The following is a 19,525-nucleotide window of genomic DNA, read 5'->3' as shown; positions in this document are numbered from 1 at the left end:
TTTCAGCAAAAATGATTGCAAATTTTTTATTATTATGTATAATAGTAATGTTTTTAGTAAACTAAAAGTTTCGTTAAAGTAAACTTCATTTTCTGAAAGTTTATGATTGCTAAACTTCTTCTAGGAGGGAAAAGATGCAAATTGGAGGAAAAATTAAAGCACTTCGTTTGAAAAAAGGTCTCACCCAAGAAGAACTTGGAGAACGTACAGATTTGAGTAAGGGCTATATCTCACAATTAGAGCGTGATTTGAACTCACCTTCTATTGAAACCTTATTTTCATTATTAGAAGTTTTAGGATCAACGCCTAAAGAATTTTTCGATGATGAAGCACCTGAACAAAAGGTTGTATATACCGAAGAAGATCAATCTATTTACACGGACGAAGAAAAAAAATATGAAATTCAATGGCTTATTCCCACATCAAACGAAAAAGAAATGGAACCTATTTTCCTGACACTTGCTGCTGGCGGTGAATTCAAACAATTCGAGCCGTCGTTAGCGGAAACATTTATATATATTGTCAAAGGGCGTATTCGTCTCGTTTTGGGGAAAGAACAATATATAGCTAGTGAAGGCAATGCGCTCTATTTTGACGCTGCAGATCATCATCAAATTTTTAACGCACATGACGATGAAACGAAAATTTTACTCGTCGCAACGGATTCATACTTATAGCTTAACTTAAGGAGGCGCATCAATGACTACGAATTCAATTATCCGCTTTGAAAATGTATCTAAATCATATAACGACGGCACTGTCGTCTTAAAAAATATTAACCTAGAGCTTGAAAAAGGTAAGTTCTATACGTTACTCGGCCCATCTGGTTGTGGCAAAACGACTATTTTACGAATTATTGCTGGTTTTACCGAACCAACAACAGGCGATGTGTTCTTCCACGATAAAAAAATTAATGCTGTACCAGCAAATGAACGCCAAGTAAATACGGTATTTCAAGATTATGCACTATTCCCACATTTGAATGTTTTTGAAAATGTAGCTTTTGGTTTACGTATAAAAAAGCTACCTGAAAATGACATTAAAGAACGTGTTGCAGAAGCCCTAAAGTTCGTCAACTTAGCGGGCTATGGTAACCGTGAAATTTCAGAGATGTCAGGTGGTCAACGCCAACGTGTAGCAATTGCGCGTGCCATTGTCAATGATCCAGAGGTCATTCTACTCGACGAGCCCCTGTCTGCATTAGATTTAAAGCTACGTACAGAAATGCAATATGAGTTACGTGAGTTACAGCAACGTCTTGGTAAAACTTTTGTCTTCGTTACGCATGACCAAGAAGAAGCTTTAGCAATGAGTGATGAAATTTTTGTGCTAAGTGAAGGTCAAATTCAACAATCTGGTACACCTGTAGACATTTATGATGAGCCTATTAACCGCTTTGTTGCTGACTTTATTGGCGAATCAAACATCGTGCCGGGTGTAATGATTGAAGATTTTAAAGTTGAGTTTACTGGGAAGGTTTTTGAATGTGTTGACCAAGGTATGAAACCAAATGAAAAAATCGATATCGTCATCCGTCCAGAGGATTTGGAAATGACGACAGTCGAGAAAGGCAAATTAATCGTTAAAGTAGATACTCAATTATTCCGTGGGGTACATTATGAGTTGTCTACATACGATAAAGACGGCAATGAGTGGCTAGTGCATTCACTGAAAAAAGCTGAAGTAGGGACAGAAATCGGTTTAGACTTTGATCCGGAAGCAATCCATGTCATGCGCTTAAATGAGACAGAGGAAGAATTCGATAAACGACTAGAAGCCTATGGAGATGACGAAGATGCAAACTAAGACATCAAAATCTGCGTTATTTCCATACGTCTTTTGGATTGCATTATTTGTCATCGCACCGATTGCCCTCGTCGTTTACTATTCCCTACTCGATTTACATGGCAACATCACGCTTGATAACTATAAAGCATTCTTTACGTCTGTTTATTTAAAAATGACACTTAGCTCGTTTTGGTATGCGTTTTTAATTACATTCTTCACATTATTAATTTCCTATCCGACTGCTTATTTTTTAACGAAAACAAAGCATAAGCAACTTTGGTTATTACTCATTATCATTCCATCTTGGATCAATCTTTTATTAAAAACTTATGCATTTATCGGGATTTTCGGTTTATATGGCCCCATTAATGCATTTATAGAAGTATTTGGTTTTGATCCACAACAGATGCTTTTCACAGATCTTAGCTTTGTGTTCGTATCCGTTTATATTTTTATTCCATTTATGATATTACCGATTTTCAATTCATTGGATCGTTTAAATCCAACATTGATTTATGCAGCACGTGATTTAGGGGCTTCTGCCATTACAACTTTCCGTCGTGCCGTGTTACCCCTTACGTTGGATGGCGTTAAATCGGGTATTCAAGTTGTCTTTATCCCAGCATTATCACTTTTCATGATTACACGCTTAATCGCGGGGAACCGAGTAATTACACTTGGTACAGCGATTGAACAGCAATTCCTGGTGACACAAAACTGGGGAATGGGCTCAACAATTGCTGTATTCTTAATTTTATTTATGGTCATCATTATGTTAATTACAGGTCAAAAGGATAAAGGAGGTCGTGTACGATGACAAAACTATCTACATCAGCGAAGGTCTATTTAGCAATGGTTTTTATTGTCTTATATGCGCCTATTCTTTACTTGGTCTTCTACTCATTTAATAGTGGTGGCTCAATGAATAATTTCGAATCATTTACATTAGAGCACTATAAAGCGGTTTTCGAGGATTCAAGACTCCTTGTAATATTAATTAATACAGTTATTGTGGCCTTACTTTCGGCGTTAATCTCTACAATTATCGGCACATTAGGTGCAATTGGCATTGTTACCGTAAAAGATGCAAAAATGCGCAATACATTACTTTCGTTAAATAATGTACTAATAGTAAGCCCTGATGTTATTATCGGTGCAAGCTTTTTAATACTGTTCACAATGGTTGGCATTAAATTAGGCTTTGCTTCTGTATTATTAGCACATGTAGCGTTTAGCGTACCGATCGTTGTACTGATGGTCTTACCGAAATTGCTAGAAATGAATAAATCGTTAATCGATGCTGCATTAGATCTTGGCGCAACGAAAAAAGATATCATGATGCGCGTTATCTTACCATATATTCAGCCTGGTATTTTTGCAGGATTCTTCCTCGCTTTAACGTATTCACTGGACGACTTTGCAGTAACATTTTTCGTGACAGGTAATGGCTTCAGTACATTATCTGTTGAAATTTATTCGATGGCACGTGCTGGTATCTCCTTAACGGTAAATGCTATTTCAGGGTTAGTCTTTTTCGTCACTGTTTTCGTCGTTATCGGCTATTATTTCATTACAAGCCGTGCTAGTAAAAGAACGGAGGGACAACAATGAAGCAATTAATTCAAGCTACAATCGCGATCCTTGTCGTTTCCGCCCTGTTAATGTATGCTGCAAATGCGATGAGTGCTGGTGGTGGTAAAAGTGGTAAAAATACATTGACCATTTTTAACTGGGGAGAATATATTGACCCTGATTTATTGAAGCAATTTGAAAAAGAAACTGGCATCCATGTCGTTTACGAAACGTTTGACTCAAATGAAGCCATGATGACAAAAATTCAGCAAGGTGGTACAGCTTACGATATTGCAGTACCTTCTGAGTACATGATAGAAAAAATGAAAGAAGAAGATTTACTCATTCCTTTAGACAAAACGAAAATCCCTAATATTAAAAATATAGACCCGTATTTTTTAGATTTGCCATTTGATGATAACAATAAATATTCTGTGCCATATTTTTGGGGAACAGTCGGCATTGTCTATAATCCAAGTCTTGTTGGCGATTTAGACTTCTCCTCTTGGGAAGATTTATGGGATTCTTCGTTAAAACGTAAAGTATTTTTAGTAGACGGTGCACGGGAAGTAATCGGTATGGGCTTAAATAGCCTCGGCTACTCTCTAAACTCTTTAAATGATGACGAATTGCGGAAGGCTACTGATAAGCTTATAACCCTTGCTCCAAATGTCAAAGCAATTATTGGCGACGAAATTACGCCACTCATGATTAATAATGAGGCGGCTGTTGCCCTTACGTGGTCTGGTCAAGCGGCAGATATGATGTACGAAAATGAAGAGTTAGACTTTGCTGTACCTGAAGAAGGATCTAACTTATGGTTTGATAATATGGTTATCCCAAAAACTTCAAAAAACATGGAGGGAGCACATGCATTTATCAACTTTATGTTGGATGCGGACTCTGCTGCTACAAATGCCGATTATGTAGGTTATTCGACGCCTAATATTGCCGCGATGAATTTAATAGATGAAGAAGTGGTAACTGATGAACGTTACTACCCTTCTGAACAACAACGTGACACATTAGAAGTTTATAAAAACCTAGGCCCAGATTACTTAGGGAAATACAATGAACTGTTTTTAGAATTTAAAATGAGTATACGTTAAGTTTTCGTTTATAAATGAAAAGGTGATAAAAAACAAAAAGTTAAAAAAGTTTTCATCGCCACAGCCTATAGACCAATACCCCGAGAATTTCATTTCTCAGGGTATTTTGTCTTTTTTGAAGGCAGTTGAATATAAATCCCCCTGAATTTTATGGATGAATTGTCTCTAGTTTTTATGTCCTATTAGGTAGCTTGCCATGTCCAAGTGGCAAGCTATTTTTAATTCATCACAGCTATAGTAATTAACTCCTCAGTAGAATTGTCCAACGCATACCATCTTTCATATCCCCATATACACGTTCATTTGTTGGTATTTCTGGCTTTTTACGATCATTGATTTGATATTTCTTCATCTCATTTATTATCACCTCAAGAATTCTTTTCTTAGCAGGCTAGAAGCAGAATAGGATATCAATAAGCAGTACAAGTTGATTGGCATGGAAGGTGGTACATTCCTGCAACAACAGCACGTGCGGAAAGGAAGCGCCTGGAACGGGAATCAACAGATTCATATAGATACTTCTATTTAAAAGAAAAAAACAAACTCAATTTTTTGAGTTTGTCTACAGTAAGGAAGGTGATGAAAAAAATATTTTTCATCACCTTTTTTGCGCAAAAATTGTAACTTGCAAACCTGAAAAAATTGCTGTACTTTCAAGAATTCTTAAAAGAGTTTATCTAGGTAACCAGGATGATGATTTTTGTAAAACATCCGATTTATCAGAACCGTTAATAACTTCCTGAATAATACTTAACTCTGAAACTGAAATATCCCCAACCATTTCCATTTTACCGAAATCTACTTCTTTATTGGAGCATAAAAGCATTGAATGAACTATTTTCATTATCATAGTATTCCCTTCCTTTCAATTTCTTTACAATTATAATACTATAAAAGAAGTAAGTAATAACCGCAAATATATTAGAGATAACCGCAAATTTTTTATTCTGGGAAGGATTAAAAATGATGAATGAAAAAAGAAAAATCCTTGTTTTACAGTTTATATTTTTAACGGCTCATCTTTTTTTAATTTTCACCATGCTCTCACCCTATATAGGAATAGCAATACACTTTAACAGTAATGAGGAAGTTGTCGTTACTAATGTATATGATAATGATGGTTGGGCACGTTATACGAATCTTTCACCTGGAGACGTCATCTTAGAAGTAGATGATAAGGAAATTAGCTCAATAAAAACTTATAACTATAATAATTGTTTTGTTCATGGTTCCTCAATAAAAATTAAACGAAATAATGAAATGAAATACATTCAAGCTCCAACTAATTCACTTAAAGATACTTTTCAGGAAATTATAATTCCAAGTATTTTTTCCTTAACCGTATTTGTCCTTACTTTATTTATTTATCAACAAAATAGTAAAGTTGCTTTCTATTTAATAGGATTTCTTTTATCAGTATCTCTTAGTTTTTTTGCCTCTACAGAATCTGGACGAGGGGATATTGTATCTAGTATTTTAATATGTGTTTTTTTCCCTCTTGGTTCCCTTTTCCTTACACTTTTCATTCATAGGTTGTTACTGGAAAAAGGAATTATTAAAAATAAATGGCTAACTTTTTTTAAAATCAATAGTGTCATTTGCCTGTTCGTTATTTTTCTAAAATTAGCGACACTTTTGCAAAACAATTTACTGGATGTTATCAGCACTGGACTAATGTTAAGCTACTTTTGCCTCAATATTTGTTTTTCAATTATGCTCTTACTTTATTTTTATGTAGCCACTAAAGGCTCTCATCATGAAGTCTTTTTTAAATGGTTAATATTAATTCATGTCTGTGCCTTTATCCCATTTATTTTTTTACATGCTGTACCATTTATTTTTAATCTTCCCTATCTACAAGATGATGTAGCAGCTTTTACGTTATTTATTATTCCTATAGGTTATTCTTACATTGTATTGACTAACCGCTTAATAGACATAAATTTTATTTTAAAACAAATTCCATATTATACATTCTTAACATTTATCCCCACGTTAGTGTTAACTATTCTAGTAATAAGCGATAGATTTTATACAGAAAATGGCGTTGTGTATTTTATTATCTTATTTTTAGCGATACTAATTATTAATATTGTTACATTATTTTTAAAAGAAAAATTAGATTTTCAATTAAAAGATAGTTTTCTTTATAAACAATCCTATTTGTCCAAAAATCTAAATGAATTTTCACAAAAATTACCTTCAGTTATGAAAGAAAATGATTTAGAAAATTTACTGCTTAATCAAATTACAGAAATATTAGACCCTCAGATTCTTTTATTAATACGGCTAAATAAAGAAACACTAGAATTTCAAAGCATAGATTATAAAAGCAATTCACAAAGTATGCTTACTGATTTCATCAAGAAAAAGTTAAAAAACACTACTACTGATACTTTAATTGGCAACCCGAATTATCTTGGAATTGAACTTTATCAAACTGATAGCTATGTCACCTATCTATGGGTAAGCCAAAAAAGAAATAATACCACTTTTAATATGCACGAAAAAATGTGGCTAATTAATATTGTAAAGTATGTGAGATTAGTTCATGAAAATTTAAATATCGTACAAAATATTATAAAGTCAATAGAAAAAAGAGATACTACTAATCATCAATCATCGAATACTCTTTCTAGATTTTTATTGCAATTAGGCGAACAAGAACGAATAAGACTGGCTTCTGATTTACATGATTCTGCCTTACAAGATCAAACGATTTGGTATCAAAAATTAGATAAAGTAATACAAAATTCAAGTAGTACCTTGCAAGAAGAAGAATTAGCCACATTAAATAAAATAAAAAATGGGCTATTGGATGTTATTAAACAGCTTAGAGAAACTTGCAGTGAGCTTCGTCCCAATTTTATGCTGAATACAGATTTTACTGCTTCGTTAGAAGAATTCTGTAAAAAAAAGCAAATGAAAGTTAGTTATAATTTGAAATATGAATTTCATAATTTTTCCGATTACTCTAATAATTATAATTTAACTATTTCCATTTATCGGGTACTACAAGAACTCCTAAACAATGCGGAGAAGCATGCTAAAGCCTCTGTCGTTTCAGTGGAGATGTGGGAAGAAAATGATTATATTTTTTTAGATTATAAGGACAATGGTGTAGGAATGAACAATTCTATCGAAAAATATAGTGAACACCATATTGGACTCATTGGAATAAAAGAAAGAATTCATATTCTAAACGGTGACATTGAATTTATTTCTGAAGTCAATAAGGGATTACAAATTCTAATAACAATACCGAGGTGAAAGTAATGATACAAATATTAATTGTGGATGACCATCCAATGGTTGGTCTCGGTACCAAAAATATACTGGAGGAAGTAACAAATTTTGATATTACCTATCTATTAGATAGTCAACAGGTTATACAAGCCATTAAAAAAAAATCTTTTGATATTTACTTACTAGATATTAATATGCCCAACTGTTCGGGAATTGAATTATCCAAAAAAATCTTAAATACTCATGCGGATGCTAAAATCATTTTCTATACAGGTTTTGATTACTCTTTTCAATTTAATACGTTAATTGAATTAGGTATTTATGGCATCATAAGTAAATCAGCTTCCTATCAAGTTTTAGTTTTGAATATACAGGCTGTGCTAAACGGTTATGTGTTAGTCCCAAGAGAAATGCTAATCAGGTCAACCCCTTCAAACTTTTCACAAGGTTTATTCAGTGCTGATCATCGTCAAGTGTTTTCCCAAAAAGAGCTAGATATATTGGGGAGTTTAGCAAAAGGTTCCAGCAATAAAGAAATTGCAGATGAGCTTTTTATGAGTATTCGTGCAGTTGAATATAACCTAACAAAAATCTATAAAAAGTTGTGTGTCACTTCTCGTTCCGAGGCAGTCGCAAAAGTATTAAACAATAGTCAAATATAATTTTCACTACTGAGATCACGAGTTTTTGGTATATGGAGGAATTTATAAATGGAGACACGCAACAACAGTCAATTACATGAAGAATTAATATTCATAGCAAATCAACTAATTGAGACTGCTTTTACAGAGCAACACTTGCACAATCTTGCCCAAAGTTATGTACGGTTTAAATTTCATCAAAGTATAAACTTTGCCTTACTAACTGAGCTTCATTATTCCATCTTTAGAGAGCAGCAGACCCTCAAGGAACAAAGAGAGCTGCAAGTCGTGATGGAGTTAATTATTTTAGCGGCCGATATTTTAGATGATATTCAAGACAAAGATGCATCTATTTATCCTTGGTCAGAGGTCAACTTTGAAGAAAATTCAAATATCATTATTGGTTTATTACTCACAGCATTCAATAAAATTACTTTATTAGACTGTTGTTTCGAGGTCAAAAATTTCATAAGCCAGCAAATTCATTGCTTATTGCTGCAATCCATTAATGGACAGCAAAGAGATCTTAACAATCGAATCACGACTGAAACCGAATATTTAGAAATGGCTAGCTTGAAATCAGGTTCCCTCACGCAATTGGCCTGTGTACTAGGGGCTGGCAATGTCTCAGAAAAAACTTTAAATATTATTAAAACCTATTCAAACTATATAGGCATCATTGCTCAAATCCGCAATGATGTGCATGATTTGTTAACAGAGCACCAAATAAGTGATTTACATATAAAAAAGATTACTTTACCAGTCCTTTACTATCTTTGCATAGATGATGACGATTTTCTCCCTATAAAACATTACTATAATAGTGAGCAAATCTTTATGCATTTAACAGATTCAGAAAAGGATCATTTTATGAAAGTCATACGACAGGGCGGGGCTATTCAATATTGTCATGCAGTAGAAAAAATTTACTACCGTAAATTTATAAATTGCATTGAAGGTTTACCTATCTCGAACATAGCACGCGAGCAACTATTAACTCTAAAATTTTAATATCATATAGTGTAGAAACTGGAGTCTACATGCATTTAATCCTAAGCAAGTAGACTCATTTTTTATCCTTATTTAAGACTACTGATTTCTCAATATATCCAATCTTCGGTTAATTTTTTTCCTTTTTCTATTAAACATTATCCGCTTTAGTTTACTCCCCGTATTGTTATACTTTACAAATAATTCATCCGGGTTATTAAAAATCCCTAAATCATCTGTTATTGAAAAGCTCTGTACATATACACTTTCACCAGTCCAACATAGATTTATGTTATCCTTATCTTTCACAGAAATTCCATATCCGATAAAACCATCATTAAAACTGCAAAGTCTATTTTTTACTTGCTTTAAATAAGAGTCATCAATAATTACACCTTCAAGGGCAATCCATTCATCGTTTACATTCACTTCCGTCCAAGCGTGTACAATTTTATTGGGCGCTAATAGGTATGTGATACCCGTTAAAGCACCCTTTTGCATTTTTTTATCAATAAAAAAACCATGAATCCTGCAAGGAATGCCAACAGCTCTTAGTAAAGCCATTAAAAGTGTACTTTTTGTATTACATTGCCCATAGCCGTCTTGCAATACTTCCGAAGCAGGTATATCATCCCCTCGGTTATACCCGAACTTAATTTCATTTCTGACAAAATCATAAATCTGCTTGATTCTATCTTCATAATTTAAGTTACCCCAGCCTTTTTGTCTTATTAGGTGCTGAAACATTTCATCATTAAAGTTTAACATTGCTGTCGGCTCCAAATATTTTTCCATCTTTTCTCACCCTTTTCAGTTATCCTTCACAACGATTCCTTTTAACTTTTTCTATATATTTACTATTATAACTAATATCATCTGTATAAAATATGGTATCTTACTACTCATATTTCCTCTTACTCACTTTGAATTATGTATGGAAGTTAATTGAAACATTGTGCATGGAATAATGACTATCTACACTTCGAAAATGCAATTTTAATCGGTAGGGATTTACTTATCCCTACCGATATCTTAAAGAATTTCTTCGACTTGTTTCTTCCTTAAAAAAATTAATGATAAACTAAAAAGACAGGTTAAAAGTAATCCACACCAAAATGCTTTCGTCATCGCCTCAACAATAAAACTTTGTGCATCACTGCGGATAGTATTTTGAATATTATTAACTTCCTTCTCTATATTTTCTATTTCTACATTTACCATCGCAGTTACTTTCTTTTCGATGTTTGGAGTAGCATTAACTTCTACTACTTGAGGCATTTCCTTTAACGTTTCCTCCAATTTCTTCGCAACAAATTGATCTTGCATTTCCTGTGGAATTTCAAAACTCTCTTGTTCTCCTTCACCTTCGAATAGCGTATCCTTTTTTCCTTGTAGATTCTCAATTGCAATGGCTTTTACAGCTTCAGGCATATTACCATTTTCAAAACGTGCCACCCCATCTGCAACAACATCATCCGCATATTGATTTAAAAAACTTAATGTAATTGATACAAATAAAGATACACCAAGAGCGCCTCCAAGATTTCGTGCAGTGGCAAAAATACCAGACCCTAAGGATACATGCTTTTCTGAAACGGAAACCGTACAAACAGTTACACTTGTCACCATGATGATGCCTAACCCTGTTCCGAGAAGGGACATCATGGTAATGAGCATTGAAAATTCTGTATCTGGTGTTAATTTTAATAAGAACACAAAACCTATCACTGTAAATACATAACCGAAGAACATTGGAATTTGATAGCCAATTTTATCAATTAATCGTCCAACAATTGGTGCAACTACTAACATGACAGCCGATAAAGGTGTTATTAAAAACGAAGCGTGTAATGTAGAAAACTCCTTCACCTGTGTAAGATAAATTGGCAATAAAATTAACGTTCCCATTAACAAAATGCCGCCTAAAAAGTTTGAAAGAATACCACCTAAATAATGTTGATTTTTAAATATTGTAAAATCAACTAAAGGTATATTTGTCCGTTTTTCTATAAAAATAAATAATAGAGTGGCAATTAAACTAATAGTGAAATACATATAGATTGTTGTAGAAGTCCAGCCTAGTTTTTCACCCTGTAATATGGCAAATGTTAAAAAATAAAGCGCCATACTTACGACGATCACGCCTAGTACATCCAATTTAAAGGGTGATTTAACGTCTTTACTTCCTTTAAATGCTACTATAATGAATGGGAAAGCGATCATGATAACTGGCACATTTATATAAAAAATCCAACGCCAATTAATAAATTCAGTTACAACTCCCCCAAGACTTGGGCCAATGGCTACTGCAAGCGCACCAACGGCTCCCCAGATGCCCATTGCCAGCCCTAATTTTTCAGGTGGCACAGCAGTTCTTACGAGCATCATACTAGTAGGTATAATCATAGCTCCACCAATTCCCTGTAAAACACGAGCAGCTATTAACACTTCTACCGTTGGCGCCATACCACACAATAGGGAGCTAATCGCAAATACAATAATCCCAATTAAAAAAATTCTAATTCTCCCAAAGAAATCTGCTATTTTTCCTAAAGTAATTAACAAAATCGCAAGCGTCAGTACAAAGGAATTGATTATCCAAGAAGCTAAATTCAAATTAATGTGATAATCATTCATTATGTTAGGGAGTGAAATATTGACCACTGTACTATCTAAAAATACTAAAAACAAACCTAAACTAACCGCTAGTACTTGCTTCATACCTCCATATTTAGGCGCTGTTTGATTTGTCATTTTCAACCCTCTTTCATCCATTACATGAAATATTGACTCAACTACAACTGGGTAGGCACATCCAATACAATCTTTCCGATTAATTCTTTTAACACATCTGGCGTTGGTCCCATGACTGTTCCCGCCATACTGTCTCGGATATATCTCTCTATTGGTGTATTTGCTGAATAAGCATGACCTCCGCAAACTTTTAAGCCTATTTCTGCAACACTTAGCACCATTTGACAAGCCATTACTTTGACCTCTAGTGTGCTAACCATATCTATTTCTTTATTTTCCATCCGTTGCACAAAGGCATTTAAAGCTGTTTCCGCTTGGTCACATAGTACCTTCATTTCTCCAACCATTTGTTGAATACTTTGAAAGTCCGAAAGATTCGTATTAATATGTGTATAAAATCGTTTCTTGACGTAGTTTACGGACTCATTATAAATTGCCTTTGCAATCCCAATATTTACTGCTGAAATACCAATTTGCCCCATCGGAAGCAATGCTTCACGCGTAATTTTAAAGCCTTCTCCTTCTTCTCCAATAAGCATCTCTGGATTTAAATAGGCATCTATATTTAATGGGGCACTTTGATTACCTCTCAGGCCCATGCCTTCCCATGTACCACCTACTTCAATTCCATCATAATTACTCGAAACTGCGAAAAAGTTACTTTGCATAGAATTTTTAGCAAATGTTGCTTTTGAGTTTATGACATATAAATCTGCCACGCCTGCGCTTGTCACCATAATTTTATTAGTTTTTAAGCGAAGTCCATTGTCAGTGTTACGTACTTGGCTTACAGGTAAAAAGAAATAGCAGCCCGAACCCGCTTCACTAAGTGCAATGGTTGTAAGACAATTCCCTTGTGCAATTTTACTTAAAATTTTTTTTATATAGTCACTATCTTTTCCATATAATAAGATAGAAACGGCCGACATATGTTGCACATAGACAAGTGCAGTTGAAGCACAAGCTTGAGCTAACCTAATAACTGTTTCTTTATATAAAGATAGAGGAGCCTCTAAGCCGCCCAATTGCTGTGGAATTAGTAAGCCTAATAAGCCATTTCTTCCGATTTCGTTTATATTTTCTCTCGGGAATGCTCTTTCTCTATCAATATGAGCCGCGTTAGGTGCAACGAAATCCACTATAATATCATCCAATTTTGTTAAAATATCTTGCGTCAAGCTCTTCTCCTGAATATTACTCATTTTATTGCCTCCTCTTTAAGAAGTATTGGTGAAAATCTTGCATCATCGCACAATGAATCCACTTCAAATGCTATACTTTCGTTGTGCCGGTTACTATCCTGGACAACAATATTTCCATATATCAGTAAGTTCCCCATCTTCTCTCTACTTTCTTTGGAAATCTTTACTGTTACATCCTCAAATCGATTCCATCGTTCTCTCGGCTCGATTATAATGCCGTTATTACATAAATGCTGGCAATTTCCTACTGGTTCATTATAAAGTCTTAATGTATGGCAGGACCTCGAAGTCGATACCATTGGGTAATGTAAAAAGCCATTTACTTTTATCCCTTCATCTCTGAGCATGTTTACTGAATGCTCCATGTAAGCATGAATATCTGCATCTATTTCTGTCACACCATATTCTTTTAAAAGTTTTATCATTGCAGGATTACCAAAATTCAATTGCAAGTAATTCTCTTTAATTGTCTGATCTTCGTACTGTAAAATATCTTCATACCACGGGCAGTTTCCATAACTAAAAGCCAATTGTCTGCCTACCGATAAGGACACTGTTGAGGGGAGTTGCTGTTGTGCTAAAAAACGCATAGTTCCCCAATCATTCACGATGAAATTTATTTCATAATGAAAAAAACGCTGCATTTTAGTAAAAAATCCGTTCATAGCTGCTTCAAATAAAATAGGCATTTCGACTTTCACCTTTTTGTCTCGTTCCAATAAATAATGGATATGTTGCTCTTCAATGCCATTCATTTTATAGTGGCATCCTGAATGTCCTAAAGAAACAGTTTGATAATTCCCTAAAATTTCTTCGGTTAATTCATATAAATGTTCGTGGTGAATCCGTAGTTCTTTTAATGGCGTTTTCAACTAAGCACCACCTAAATGTATGTTTTTGTAATAGCAGTTGATTTGTAAGTACATCGGCATTTTTCACAAAAGCGTGGCACCCATTTCATAATCCACATTAACTGCTCCTGCTCCATGACTTTCATTTTTTGTTCTACAGAGAATCCAGAAACCCCCATCTCTTTCCATTCATTAAACATACTGACCACCATGGCTAATGTAACAGGATTAGGTGCTTCCCTACCGATAAATTTGATAGCTGTCACCCCAGCAGAGACTAAATCTTCTAAATTACACAAACTACAATCCGTTGCACTATCTAAAATATGATGCTGTTTTAGTTGATTGTTTAATGGAGACAGTATTCGATAGAGTGTTCTTACACCTTCTCCTATTTCACCATTATTTGGGCTTTCCCATAAACGACAACAATTAGCTATGCTTCCTGTTCCAAAATTGCCTGTAATCATCAGTTCAACATCTAAATCATGAAGTGACTGAATTTCTTCTAATGTCATGGACTGTGAAACGGTTATACGGCTTACGCCTAATTCTGTTAACATTTCTGCCCCATATTTATTGACTGGCGCTAATTGCGAACCCGAAATAATCTGAGTATCCCTCTCTACATTGGTTAGAAGATTAAGAGCTTGCATAGAGGAAATTGTGATAGCATCTACACCTTTCTCAAGGGCTCTATAAACATGATGTTGAAAACTTGTCTCTAAGTTGTTGGGAATGAAAGGTGTATTTGCCATGAATATTACTTTCATCTGATGCGTTTTAGCCATGGACATTATGTCGTCTAAATCTTCCCAATCAGAGAAGTGGGCAGGGTAATCAGCTACTGTTTGAAACTTATTATCAAATGACATCTGCTGAAAAAGTGGATTAGAGACGCCAAAATAGATTTCATTTGCACCCGCCTCTATCATTTCTTCCATCATAAATTTTGAGCGCACTGGTGCTACAATGTTTAATTTATCCATTTTATTTTTCCTTTCTATCCTACAGGGAGAATACTTCTTAGACGGGTGACAGCTTCTTTCAGACTGTCGACAAGGTAATCAATATCTTTGTAGTCTGTATAAAGGCCAAAACTAATACGTATAGAAGATTTAATTCTTTCTTCAGACAGTCCGAGAGCAAGCAATACATGGGAAAGCTCAGCTTTTTCTGCACTACAGGCAGAACCGATAGACACCGCAATGCCATATACTTGACTTAAAAGAACCGACAGCGCTTCTGCTCTAATATTCGTAAAGGATATATTAAATGTATTTTGTAAGACATCCCCTTCTATTTCAGGACTATTCATCTCAATTTGTTCAATGGCATATTTTATTTTTTCTAAGAAATAGTTTCTTAAGGCAACTGTATTGTGTTTATGTTGCAATAACTCTTCCGTCGCTAAAGCACAAGCTTGACCAAATCCAATGATACCCAATAGGTTTTCAGTACCCCCTCGTAGGCCGTTTTCTTGCCCACCACCATGAAGTAGCTGAACTAACTGTTGGTTTCCTTTTTTTAAGTACAATGCGCCCGTTCCCTTAGGACCATATATTTTGTGCGCCGCTAACGATAGCGCATCTACTTCTAAATCTTGAACATTTATAGGAATTTTCCCAAGTGCCTGCACAGCATCTACATGAAAGAAAATATCTCTATTTATTTGCTTAATGGCTTTTGCCATCTCTTTAATTGGTTGAATGGTACCAATTTCATTATTCGCGTACATGATTGAAATTAATGCGGTATGTTCATGGATAGCATTCACTAAATCTTCTATAGCTATAAATCCATTAGCATCTACAGGTAAATAGGTAATTTCTGCACCTAGTGAGGCTAAATAATGACACAGCTCTAAGGTCGCCGAATGTTCAATTTTAGAGGTAATGATATGAAATGGTCGCTTATCACAGGCAAAGAAAAAGCCTTTTAAAGCCGTATTGATTGACTCTGTACCGCCAGATGTAAATAAGATTTCTGAGCTATCTGCGTTAATTAATGCTGCTACTTGTGATCGTCCCTCCTCTATTTTTTCTTTCGCTAATTGACCAAAAGAATGACTGCTTGAGGGATTACCAAATAACAATAAATTATCTACCAAAATAGAAGCCACTTCCTCACGAAGAGGGGTAGTGGCATTATAGTCAAAATACTTCCCTAACATAAAAAACCTCCTATGCTTCACTAAGTATTTGCTCAAATAAATCATGTAAAATATTTAAACAGTGCATTTGTGGAGGTTCTAGTTCTCCCAGCATACTATCAATTTCATGCGCTAACAGTTGAGCTATTTCAGCTAAGGATTTACCGATAATATAATCTGCAAAAATATCAGCCGTTGCCAACGACGTCGCACAACCGTATGCCTTATATTTTGCATTTACTACCCTTCCATCTGTGACTTTAATTTTCATGAAAATGGTATCTCCACAAACAGAATTACCAATTTTCAATTCTCTATTGGCATCAATCACATCTCCTGAATGCCTAGGTTTGCTGAAATAATCAACGATGATAGAATTGTACATGTTGATACCTCTCTTATACTTCTGTCATTTGACTTTTTTCTTCAGCCGCATCCATATGCTTCTCTAAATTAATAGCACAACAGCCAATCTCTGCCCCTGCTACCCTTGATAAATAAACGACTTTTTGACCGTTTCTTCCACATTCACATGTATTTTCTTTCTTTAAATACACTAAATCCTCTGTTTGAATAAATCCTGGATATGAAAGTGAAGTAGGGTCAAATATTGCTAAGACACCTCTTTTTCCTTGCGGTACTTCTTCAGCTAAATTTTTGGGATTTCTTAAAGAAAAATGAACCCAAGGTGGCACATGCTTCGATTGTTTCTCGCACTCTATGGCTAAAATATTTGATTCAACTAAGCCATACATATCTCTAATATTTTCTTCTGGGATACCTAAGTATTCAGCACATTCTTTATTGTATTGTTCGCGTGGTATTTCCATACCGGAGAATCTTTTCCAACCTCCTAAATTAATAATCATTGTCTTATTATCTAGTTTTAAATGTATATTATTCGTTTTTAGGTAATTTACTAATTTATAAATTAAAAATGGCGGCCCAATAATGTGACGCGTATGAATATTTTGCCATTTTTCCAATGTTTCAATTGCCTCTTTAGGTTTAAAAGAAGCTCTTTTCACAAGACATCTTGTTGCATCAAATAAACCTGAAAGCATATTTAGCACTTTAACCATGCCCATCTCTGGCATTTCTTCAGGGGATGGGAATAAGAACAGTCCAGCTCCTCTAGAAAAGGCAAACATTTCTCTATACATCGCATATATACTAAAGACACAATTGTTTAATGTTTCAGCATCTCTTCTAGATATACTTGGTATGCCACTTGTACCAGTACTGCGCATTTCAAATTCAATATTTTCTAAAGAGGTTGATAAAAGTAAATGTGAGTCAGGTCTTTTAAAGCTCGTTACCGGAATTAATGGTATTTTGTGTAAATCATCCAAACTTTGAATATCAGCTGGTGTAACCCCACTATCTTCACAAAGCATTCGATAAAACTTATTGTTTTCGTAATGATGTTGAAAATTTTGAGCAATTAAATATCCTTTTAGTTCATTGACCTTTGCTTCATCCCAATGAAATAATTGTTGTGTTGCCCCAATCGCTGTAGTTACGGGGTTAAATCCTAATTCTTTTAAATTTTCCATAGCCGTTTGCATAGATACCATCGTACATTTTCTCCCCTTTTTATTATCTTTTAATAGAAGCTATAAAGACTGCTAATGGTTGACTATTAGCAAAAAGTCAACTACGATAATTTACTATTATTACAAAAAAATTGAAATAATTATCGATATAAGAAGATTAACATAACTATCAACGTTGTAACCCCTAATCCAATACCAATAAAAAAGTAAATCCCGCAAAAATATGCGGGATTTCCTCATCGAACAACAGTAGAAAAAACACAGTCGAAACTATTATTTGCAAAATAAAATGTCAACTTTTAATTGATGTGCTTCTCATACTTTAATCCAATAGCCAAGCCTCATTTCTTTATGATAGACTGTAGTATATTTGATTAGAAAAAGGGGGGCTATAGATGACCCAGCAGAAGTCGAATAAGGCGGCTTTGTATATTTTAATGTTTAATATGTTTATCGCAATGGGGAGTATTGGTATTATTATTCCTGTTATGCCTGAGTATTTGAAAATATTTGGGGCTGCAGGACAAGTTCTTGGCATGCTTATCGCAACGTTCGCCTTGGCACAATTTGTATTTTCTCCAATTGCTGGGAATCTTTCCGACCAGTATGGTCGAAAAAATCTCATTATTTTTGGCCTCATCGTAACTGGTCTTGCACAAATTTCATTTGGGCTTTCAACGGATGTTTGGATGCTCTTCCTCGCACGTTTTTTTGGAGGTTTAGGTTCTGCCTTCATCGCACCTCCTATTATGGCATTTGTAGCTGATGTGACAACATATGAGGAACGAGGCAAGGGAATGGGTATGTTAGGGGCAGCAATGTCTCTTGGCTTTATGATTGGTCCGGGTATAGGTGGCTTTTTATCGAAGGTTAGTCTGCACTTCCCGTTCTATACAGCTGGATCTGCAGCGATTTTAGCAGCTATTCTATCATTCTTTCTTTTACCTTCTTCAAAACCAAGCACATCCCAAAAGGCGCAAAAACAAGACAATCTTGCGAAGCAGATGGTACGCTCTGTCCAAATGCCTTACTTTGTAATGCTCATCATTATGCTTGTGTTCTCGTTCGGAATTGCTAATTTCCAAACGACTTTATCATTATTTGTTACAAACAAATTTAACTACACACCTACTGATATTGCCATTTTATTGGTTGTTGGTGGTGCGTTTGGTGTTGTTGTACAAATGTTTATAATTACACCTCTTTTTAATCGTTATGGTGAAATGAAAGTTGTGTTAGTCAATTTATTTATTGCAGCCGTTTCTATTTACTTAATATTATTTGTCTCTGGCTTTGCACTTATTTTAATAGTAGCTACAATTTTCTCCACTGCGACGACATTGATTCGACCAGCAGTCAATACGCTAATTTCTAAACTCGCTGAAAATGAACAAGGTTTTGCCGCTGGTCTTAATAATGCCTATATGAGTTTAGGTAATATGATTGGCCCTGCTTTAGCAGGTATCTTATTCGATTGGAATATGAACAGCCCATATATTTTTGGGGCAATTATATTAATGGCCTGCTTCTTCCTTGCCCTCATCTGGACATTGAAAAAAGCGCCACATCTTATGCACCCTGATTCGAAATAGTCTGAAAAATATTGACTATTTTTAGTAGTATGTTACATTATTAGGTGAAAAGCGCATACGCGAAATAACAAC

18 protein-coding genes are annotated in these 19,525 nt (G+C 34.7%); 9 read left to right on the top strand and 9 right to left on the bottom strand.

Translation table 11 applies throughout. The annotated features are described in order from the left end of the window. The first annotated feature begins 134 nt into the window (after positions 1-134). From C9J31_RS04595 to C9J31_RS04575, 5 genes are read left to right on the top strand one after another with little or no spacing between them, the layout of a single operon-like run. Positions 135-677 (top strand): helix-turn-helix domain-containing protein, encoded by a 543-nt coding sequence (locus C9J31_RS04595; RefSeq protein WP_107923223.1) that lies wholly within the window; start codon positions 135-137, stop codon positions 675-677. 22 nt (positions 678-699) lie between these two features. After that, positions 700-1,806, top strand: coding sequence for an ABC transporter ATP-binding protein (locus C9J31_RS04590; RefSeq protein WP_107923224.1), 1,107 nt, complete (start codon positions 700-702; stop codon positions 1,804-1,806). Continuing rightward, positions 1,796-2,605, top strand: coding sequence for an ABC transporter permease (locus C9J31_RS04585; RefSeq protein WP_107947192.1), 810 nt, complete (start codon positions 1,796-1,798; stop codon positions 2,603-2,605). Before C9J31_RS04590 ends, C9J31_RS04585 begins: the two co-directional genes overlap by 11 nt. Next, positions 2,602-3,399 (top strand): ABC transporter permease, encoded by a 798-nt coding sequence (locus tag C9J31_RS04580; protein WP_107923226.1) that lies wholly within the window; start codon positions 2,602-2,604, stop codon positions 3,397-3,399. Before C9J31_RS04585 ends, C9J31_RS04580 begins: the two co-directional genes overlap by 4 nt. Continuing rightward, complete coding sequence (locus tag C9J31_RS04575) at positions 3,396-4,469, top strand: ABC transporter substrate-binding protein (protein WP_107947194.1); 1,074 nt, start codon at positions 3,396-3,398, stop codon at positions 4,467-4,469. The genes C9J31_RS04580 and C9J31_RS04575 overlap by 4 nt, the downstream gene beginning before the upstream one ends. A 673-nt stretch (positions 4,470-5,142) precedes the next feature. On the opposite strand, the gene C9J31_RS04570 is transcribed toward C9J31_RS04575, so the two are convergent. Then, the gene (locus C9J31_RS04570) at positions 5,143-5,319 is read right to left on the bottom strand and encodes a hypothetical protein (protein WP_167395905.1); all 177 of its coding nucleotides are present in this window, start codon (positions 5,317-5,319) and stop codon (positions 5,143-5,145) included. Positions 5,320-5,432: 113 nt separating this feature from the next. On the opposite strand from C9J31_RS04570, the gene C9J31_RS04565 reads away from it, so the two are divergent. From C9J31_RS04565 to C9J31_RS04555, 3 genes are read left to right on the top strand one after another with little or no spacing between them, the layout of a single operon-like run. Continuing rightward, a complete protein-coding gene (locus C9J31_RS04565; protein WP_107947196.1) occupies positions 5,433-7,739 on the top strand; it encodes an ATP-binding protein in 2,307 nt (768 codons plus the stop codon). 5 nt (positions 7,740-7,744) lie between these two features. Beyond that, positions 7,745-8,377, top strand: a complete 633-nt coding sequence (locus tag C9J31_RS04560) for a response regulator transcription factor (protein WP_107947198.1) — start codon at positions 7,745-7,747, stop codon at positions 8,375-8,377. A 48-nt stretch (positions 8,378-8,425) separates the two neighbouring features. Continuing rightward, positions 8,426-9,367 (top strand): polyprenyl synthetase family protein, encoded by a 942-nt coding sequence (locus C9J31_RS04555; protein WP_107947200.1) that lies wholly within the window; start codon positions 8,426-8,428, stop codon positions 9,365-9,367. Positions 9,368-9,445: 78 nt separating this feature from the next. Here C9J31_RS04555 and C9J31_RS04550 read toward each other — a convergent pair whose 3' ends face one another. From C9J31_RS04550 to C9J31_RS04515, 8 genes are all read right to left on the bottom strand, one after another. Next, the gene (locus C9J31_RS04550) at positions 9,446-10,141 is read right to left on the bottom strand and encodes a transglutaminase-like domain-containing protein (RefSeq protein WP_107947202.1); all 696 of its coding nucleotides are present in this window, start codon (positions 10,139-10,141) and stop codon (positions 9,446-9,448) included. Positions 10,142-10,378: 237 nt separating this feature from the next. After that, positions 10,379-12,100, bottom strand: coding sequence for an MFS transporter (locus C9J31_RS04545; protein ID WP_193766958.1), 1,722 nt, complete (start codon positions 12,098-12,100; stop codon positions 10,379-10,381). Positions 12,101-12,141: 41 nt separating this feature from the next. Continuing rightward, complete coding sequence (locus C9J31_RS04540) at positions 12,142-13,302, bottom strand: acyl-CoA dehydrogenase family protein (protein WP_107947206.1); 1,161 nt, start codon at positions 13,300-13,302, stop codon at positions 12,142-12,144. After that, positions 13,299-14,174: a hypothetical protein gene (locus tag C9J31_RS04535; protein WP_107947208.1), complete on the bottom strand. Its 876-nt coding sequence runs from the start codon at positions 14,172-14,174 to the stop codon at positions 13,299-13,301. The genes C9J31_RS04540 and C9J31_RS04535 overlap by 4 nt, the downstream gene beginning before the upstream one ends. A gap of 11 nt (positions 14,175-14,185) precedes the next feature. After that, on the bottom strand, positions 14,186-15,142 hold the full coding sequence (locus tag C9J31_RS04530) for a peptidase U32 family protein (RefSeq protein WP_107947210.1): 957 nt from the start codon (positions 15,140-15,142) through the stop codon (positions 14,186-14,188). Positions 15,143-15,156: 14 nt separating this feature from the next. Beyond that, positions 15,157-16,326, bottom strand: a complete 1,170-nt coding sequence (locus tag C9J31_RS04525; protein WP_107947212.1) for a cysteine desulfurase family protein — start codon at positions 16,324-16,326, stop codon at positions 15,157-15,159. 10 nt (positions 16,327-16,336) lie between these two features. Next, a complete protein-coding gene (locus C9J31_RS04520; protein ID WP_107923236.1) occupies positions 16,337-16,690 on the bottom strand; it encodes an iron-sulfur cluster assembly scaffold protein in 354 nt (117 codons plus the stop codon). A 13-nt stretch (positions 16,691-16,703) separates the two neighbouring features. After that, complete coding sequence (locus tag C9J31_RS04515) at positions 16,704-17,861, bottom strand: LuxE/PaaK family acyltransferase (RefSeq protein ID WP_202973808.1); 1,158 nt, start codon at positions 17,859-17,861, stop codon at positions 16,704-16,706. A gap of 395 nt (positions 17,862-18,256) precedes the next feature. Here C9J31_RS04515 and C9J31_RS04510 point away from each other — a divergent pair, with 395 nt between their 5' ends. Beyond that, a complete protein-coding gene (locus C9J31_RS04510) occupies positions 18,257-19,453 on the top strand; it encodes an MFS transporter (protein WP_107923237.1) in 1,197 nt (398 codons plus the stop codon). The last annotated feature ends 72 nt before the right edge of the window (positions 19,454-19,525 follow it).

Source organism: Lysinibacillus parviboronicapiens (genome assembly GCF_003049605.2).
GTDB lineage: Bacteria > Bacillota > Bacilli > Bacillales_A > Planococcaceae > Lysinibacillus > Lysinibacillus parviboronicapiens.
The sequence above is the reverse complement of the archived record's forward strand: the minus strand, read 5'-3'. Positions and strand labels throughout refer to the sequence as shown.

Bases quoted from the DNA above. Each gene is read 5' to 3' on its own strand.
- C9J31_RS04515 (WP_202973808.1), bottom strand. From the start codon at position 17,861: ATGGAAAATTTAAAAGAATTAGGATTTAACCCCGTAACTACAGCGATT.
- C9J31_RS04570 (WP_167395905.1), bottom strand. From the start codon at position 5,319: ATGATAATGAAAATAGTTCATTCAATGCTTTTATGCTCCAATAAAGAA.
- C9J31_RS04525 (WP_107947212.1), bottom strand. From the start codon at position 16,326: ATGTTAGGGAAGTATTTTGACTATAATGCCACTACCCCTCTTCGTGAG.
- C9J31_RS04550 (WP_107947202.1), bottom strand. From the start codon at position 10,141: ATGGAAAAATATTTGGAGCCGACAGCAATGTTAAACTTTAATGATGAA.
- C9J31_RS04520 (WP_107923236.1), bottom strand. From the start codon at position 16,690: ATGTACAATTCTATCATCGTTGATTATTTCAGCAAACCTAGGCATTCA.
- C9J31_RS04530 (WP_107947210.1), bottom strand. From the start codon at position 15,142: ATGGATAAATTAAACATTGTAGCACCAGTGCGCTCAAAATTTATGATG.
- C9J31_RS04575 (WP_107947194.1), top strand. From the start codon at position 3,396: ATGAAGCAATTAATTCAAGCTACAATCGCGATCCTTGTCGTTTCCGCC.
- C9J31_RS04580 (WP_107923226.1), top strand. From the start codon at position 2,602: ATGACAAAACTATCTACATCAGCGAAGGTCTATTTAGCAATGGTTTTT.
- C9J31_RS04585 (WP_107947192.1), top strand. From the start codon at position 1,796: ATGCAAACTAAGACATCAAAATCTGCGTTATTTCCATACGTCTTTTGG.
- C9J31_RS04545 (WP_193766958.1), bottom strand. From the start codon at position 12,100: ATGACAAATCAAACAGCGCCTAAATATGGAGGTATGAAGCAAGTACTA.
- C9J31_RS04555 (WP_107947200.1), top strand. From the start codon at position 8,426: ATGGAGACACGCAACAACAGTCAATTACATGAAGAATTAATATTCATA.
- C9J31_RS04590 (WP_107923224.1), top strand. From the start codon at position 700: ATGACTACGAATTCAATTATCCGCTTTGAAAATGTATCTAAATCATAT.
- C9J31_RS04540 (WP_107947206.1), bottom strand. From the start codon at position 13,302: ATGAGTAATATTCAGGAGAAGAGCTTGACGCAAGATATTTTAACAAAA.
- C9J31_RS04565 (WP_107947196.1), top strand. From the start codon at position 5,433: ATGATGAATGAAAAAAGAAAAATCCTTGTTTTACAGTTTATATTTTTA.
- C9J31_RS04560 (WP_107947198.1), top strand. From the start codon at position 7,745: ATGATACAAATATTAATTGTGGATGACCATCCAATGGTTGGTCTCGGT.
- C9J31_RS04510 (WP_107923237.1), top strand. From the start codon at position 18,257: ATGACCCAGCAGAAGTCGAATAAGGCGGCTTTGTATATTTTAATGTTT.
- C9J31_RS04595 (WP_107923223.1), top strand. From the start codon at position 135: ATGCAAATTGGAGGAAAAATTAAAGCACTTCGTTTGAAAAAAGGTCTC.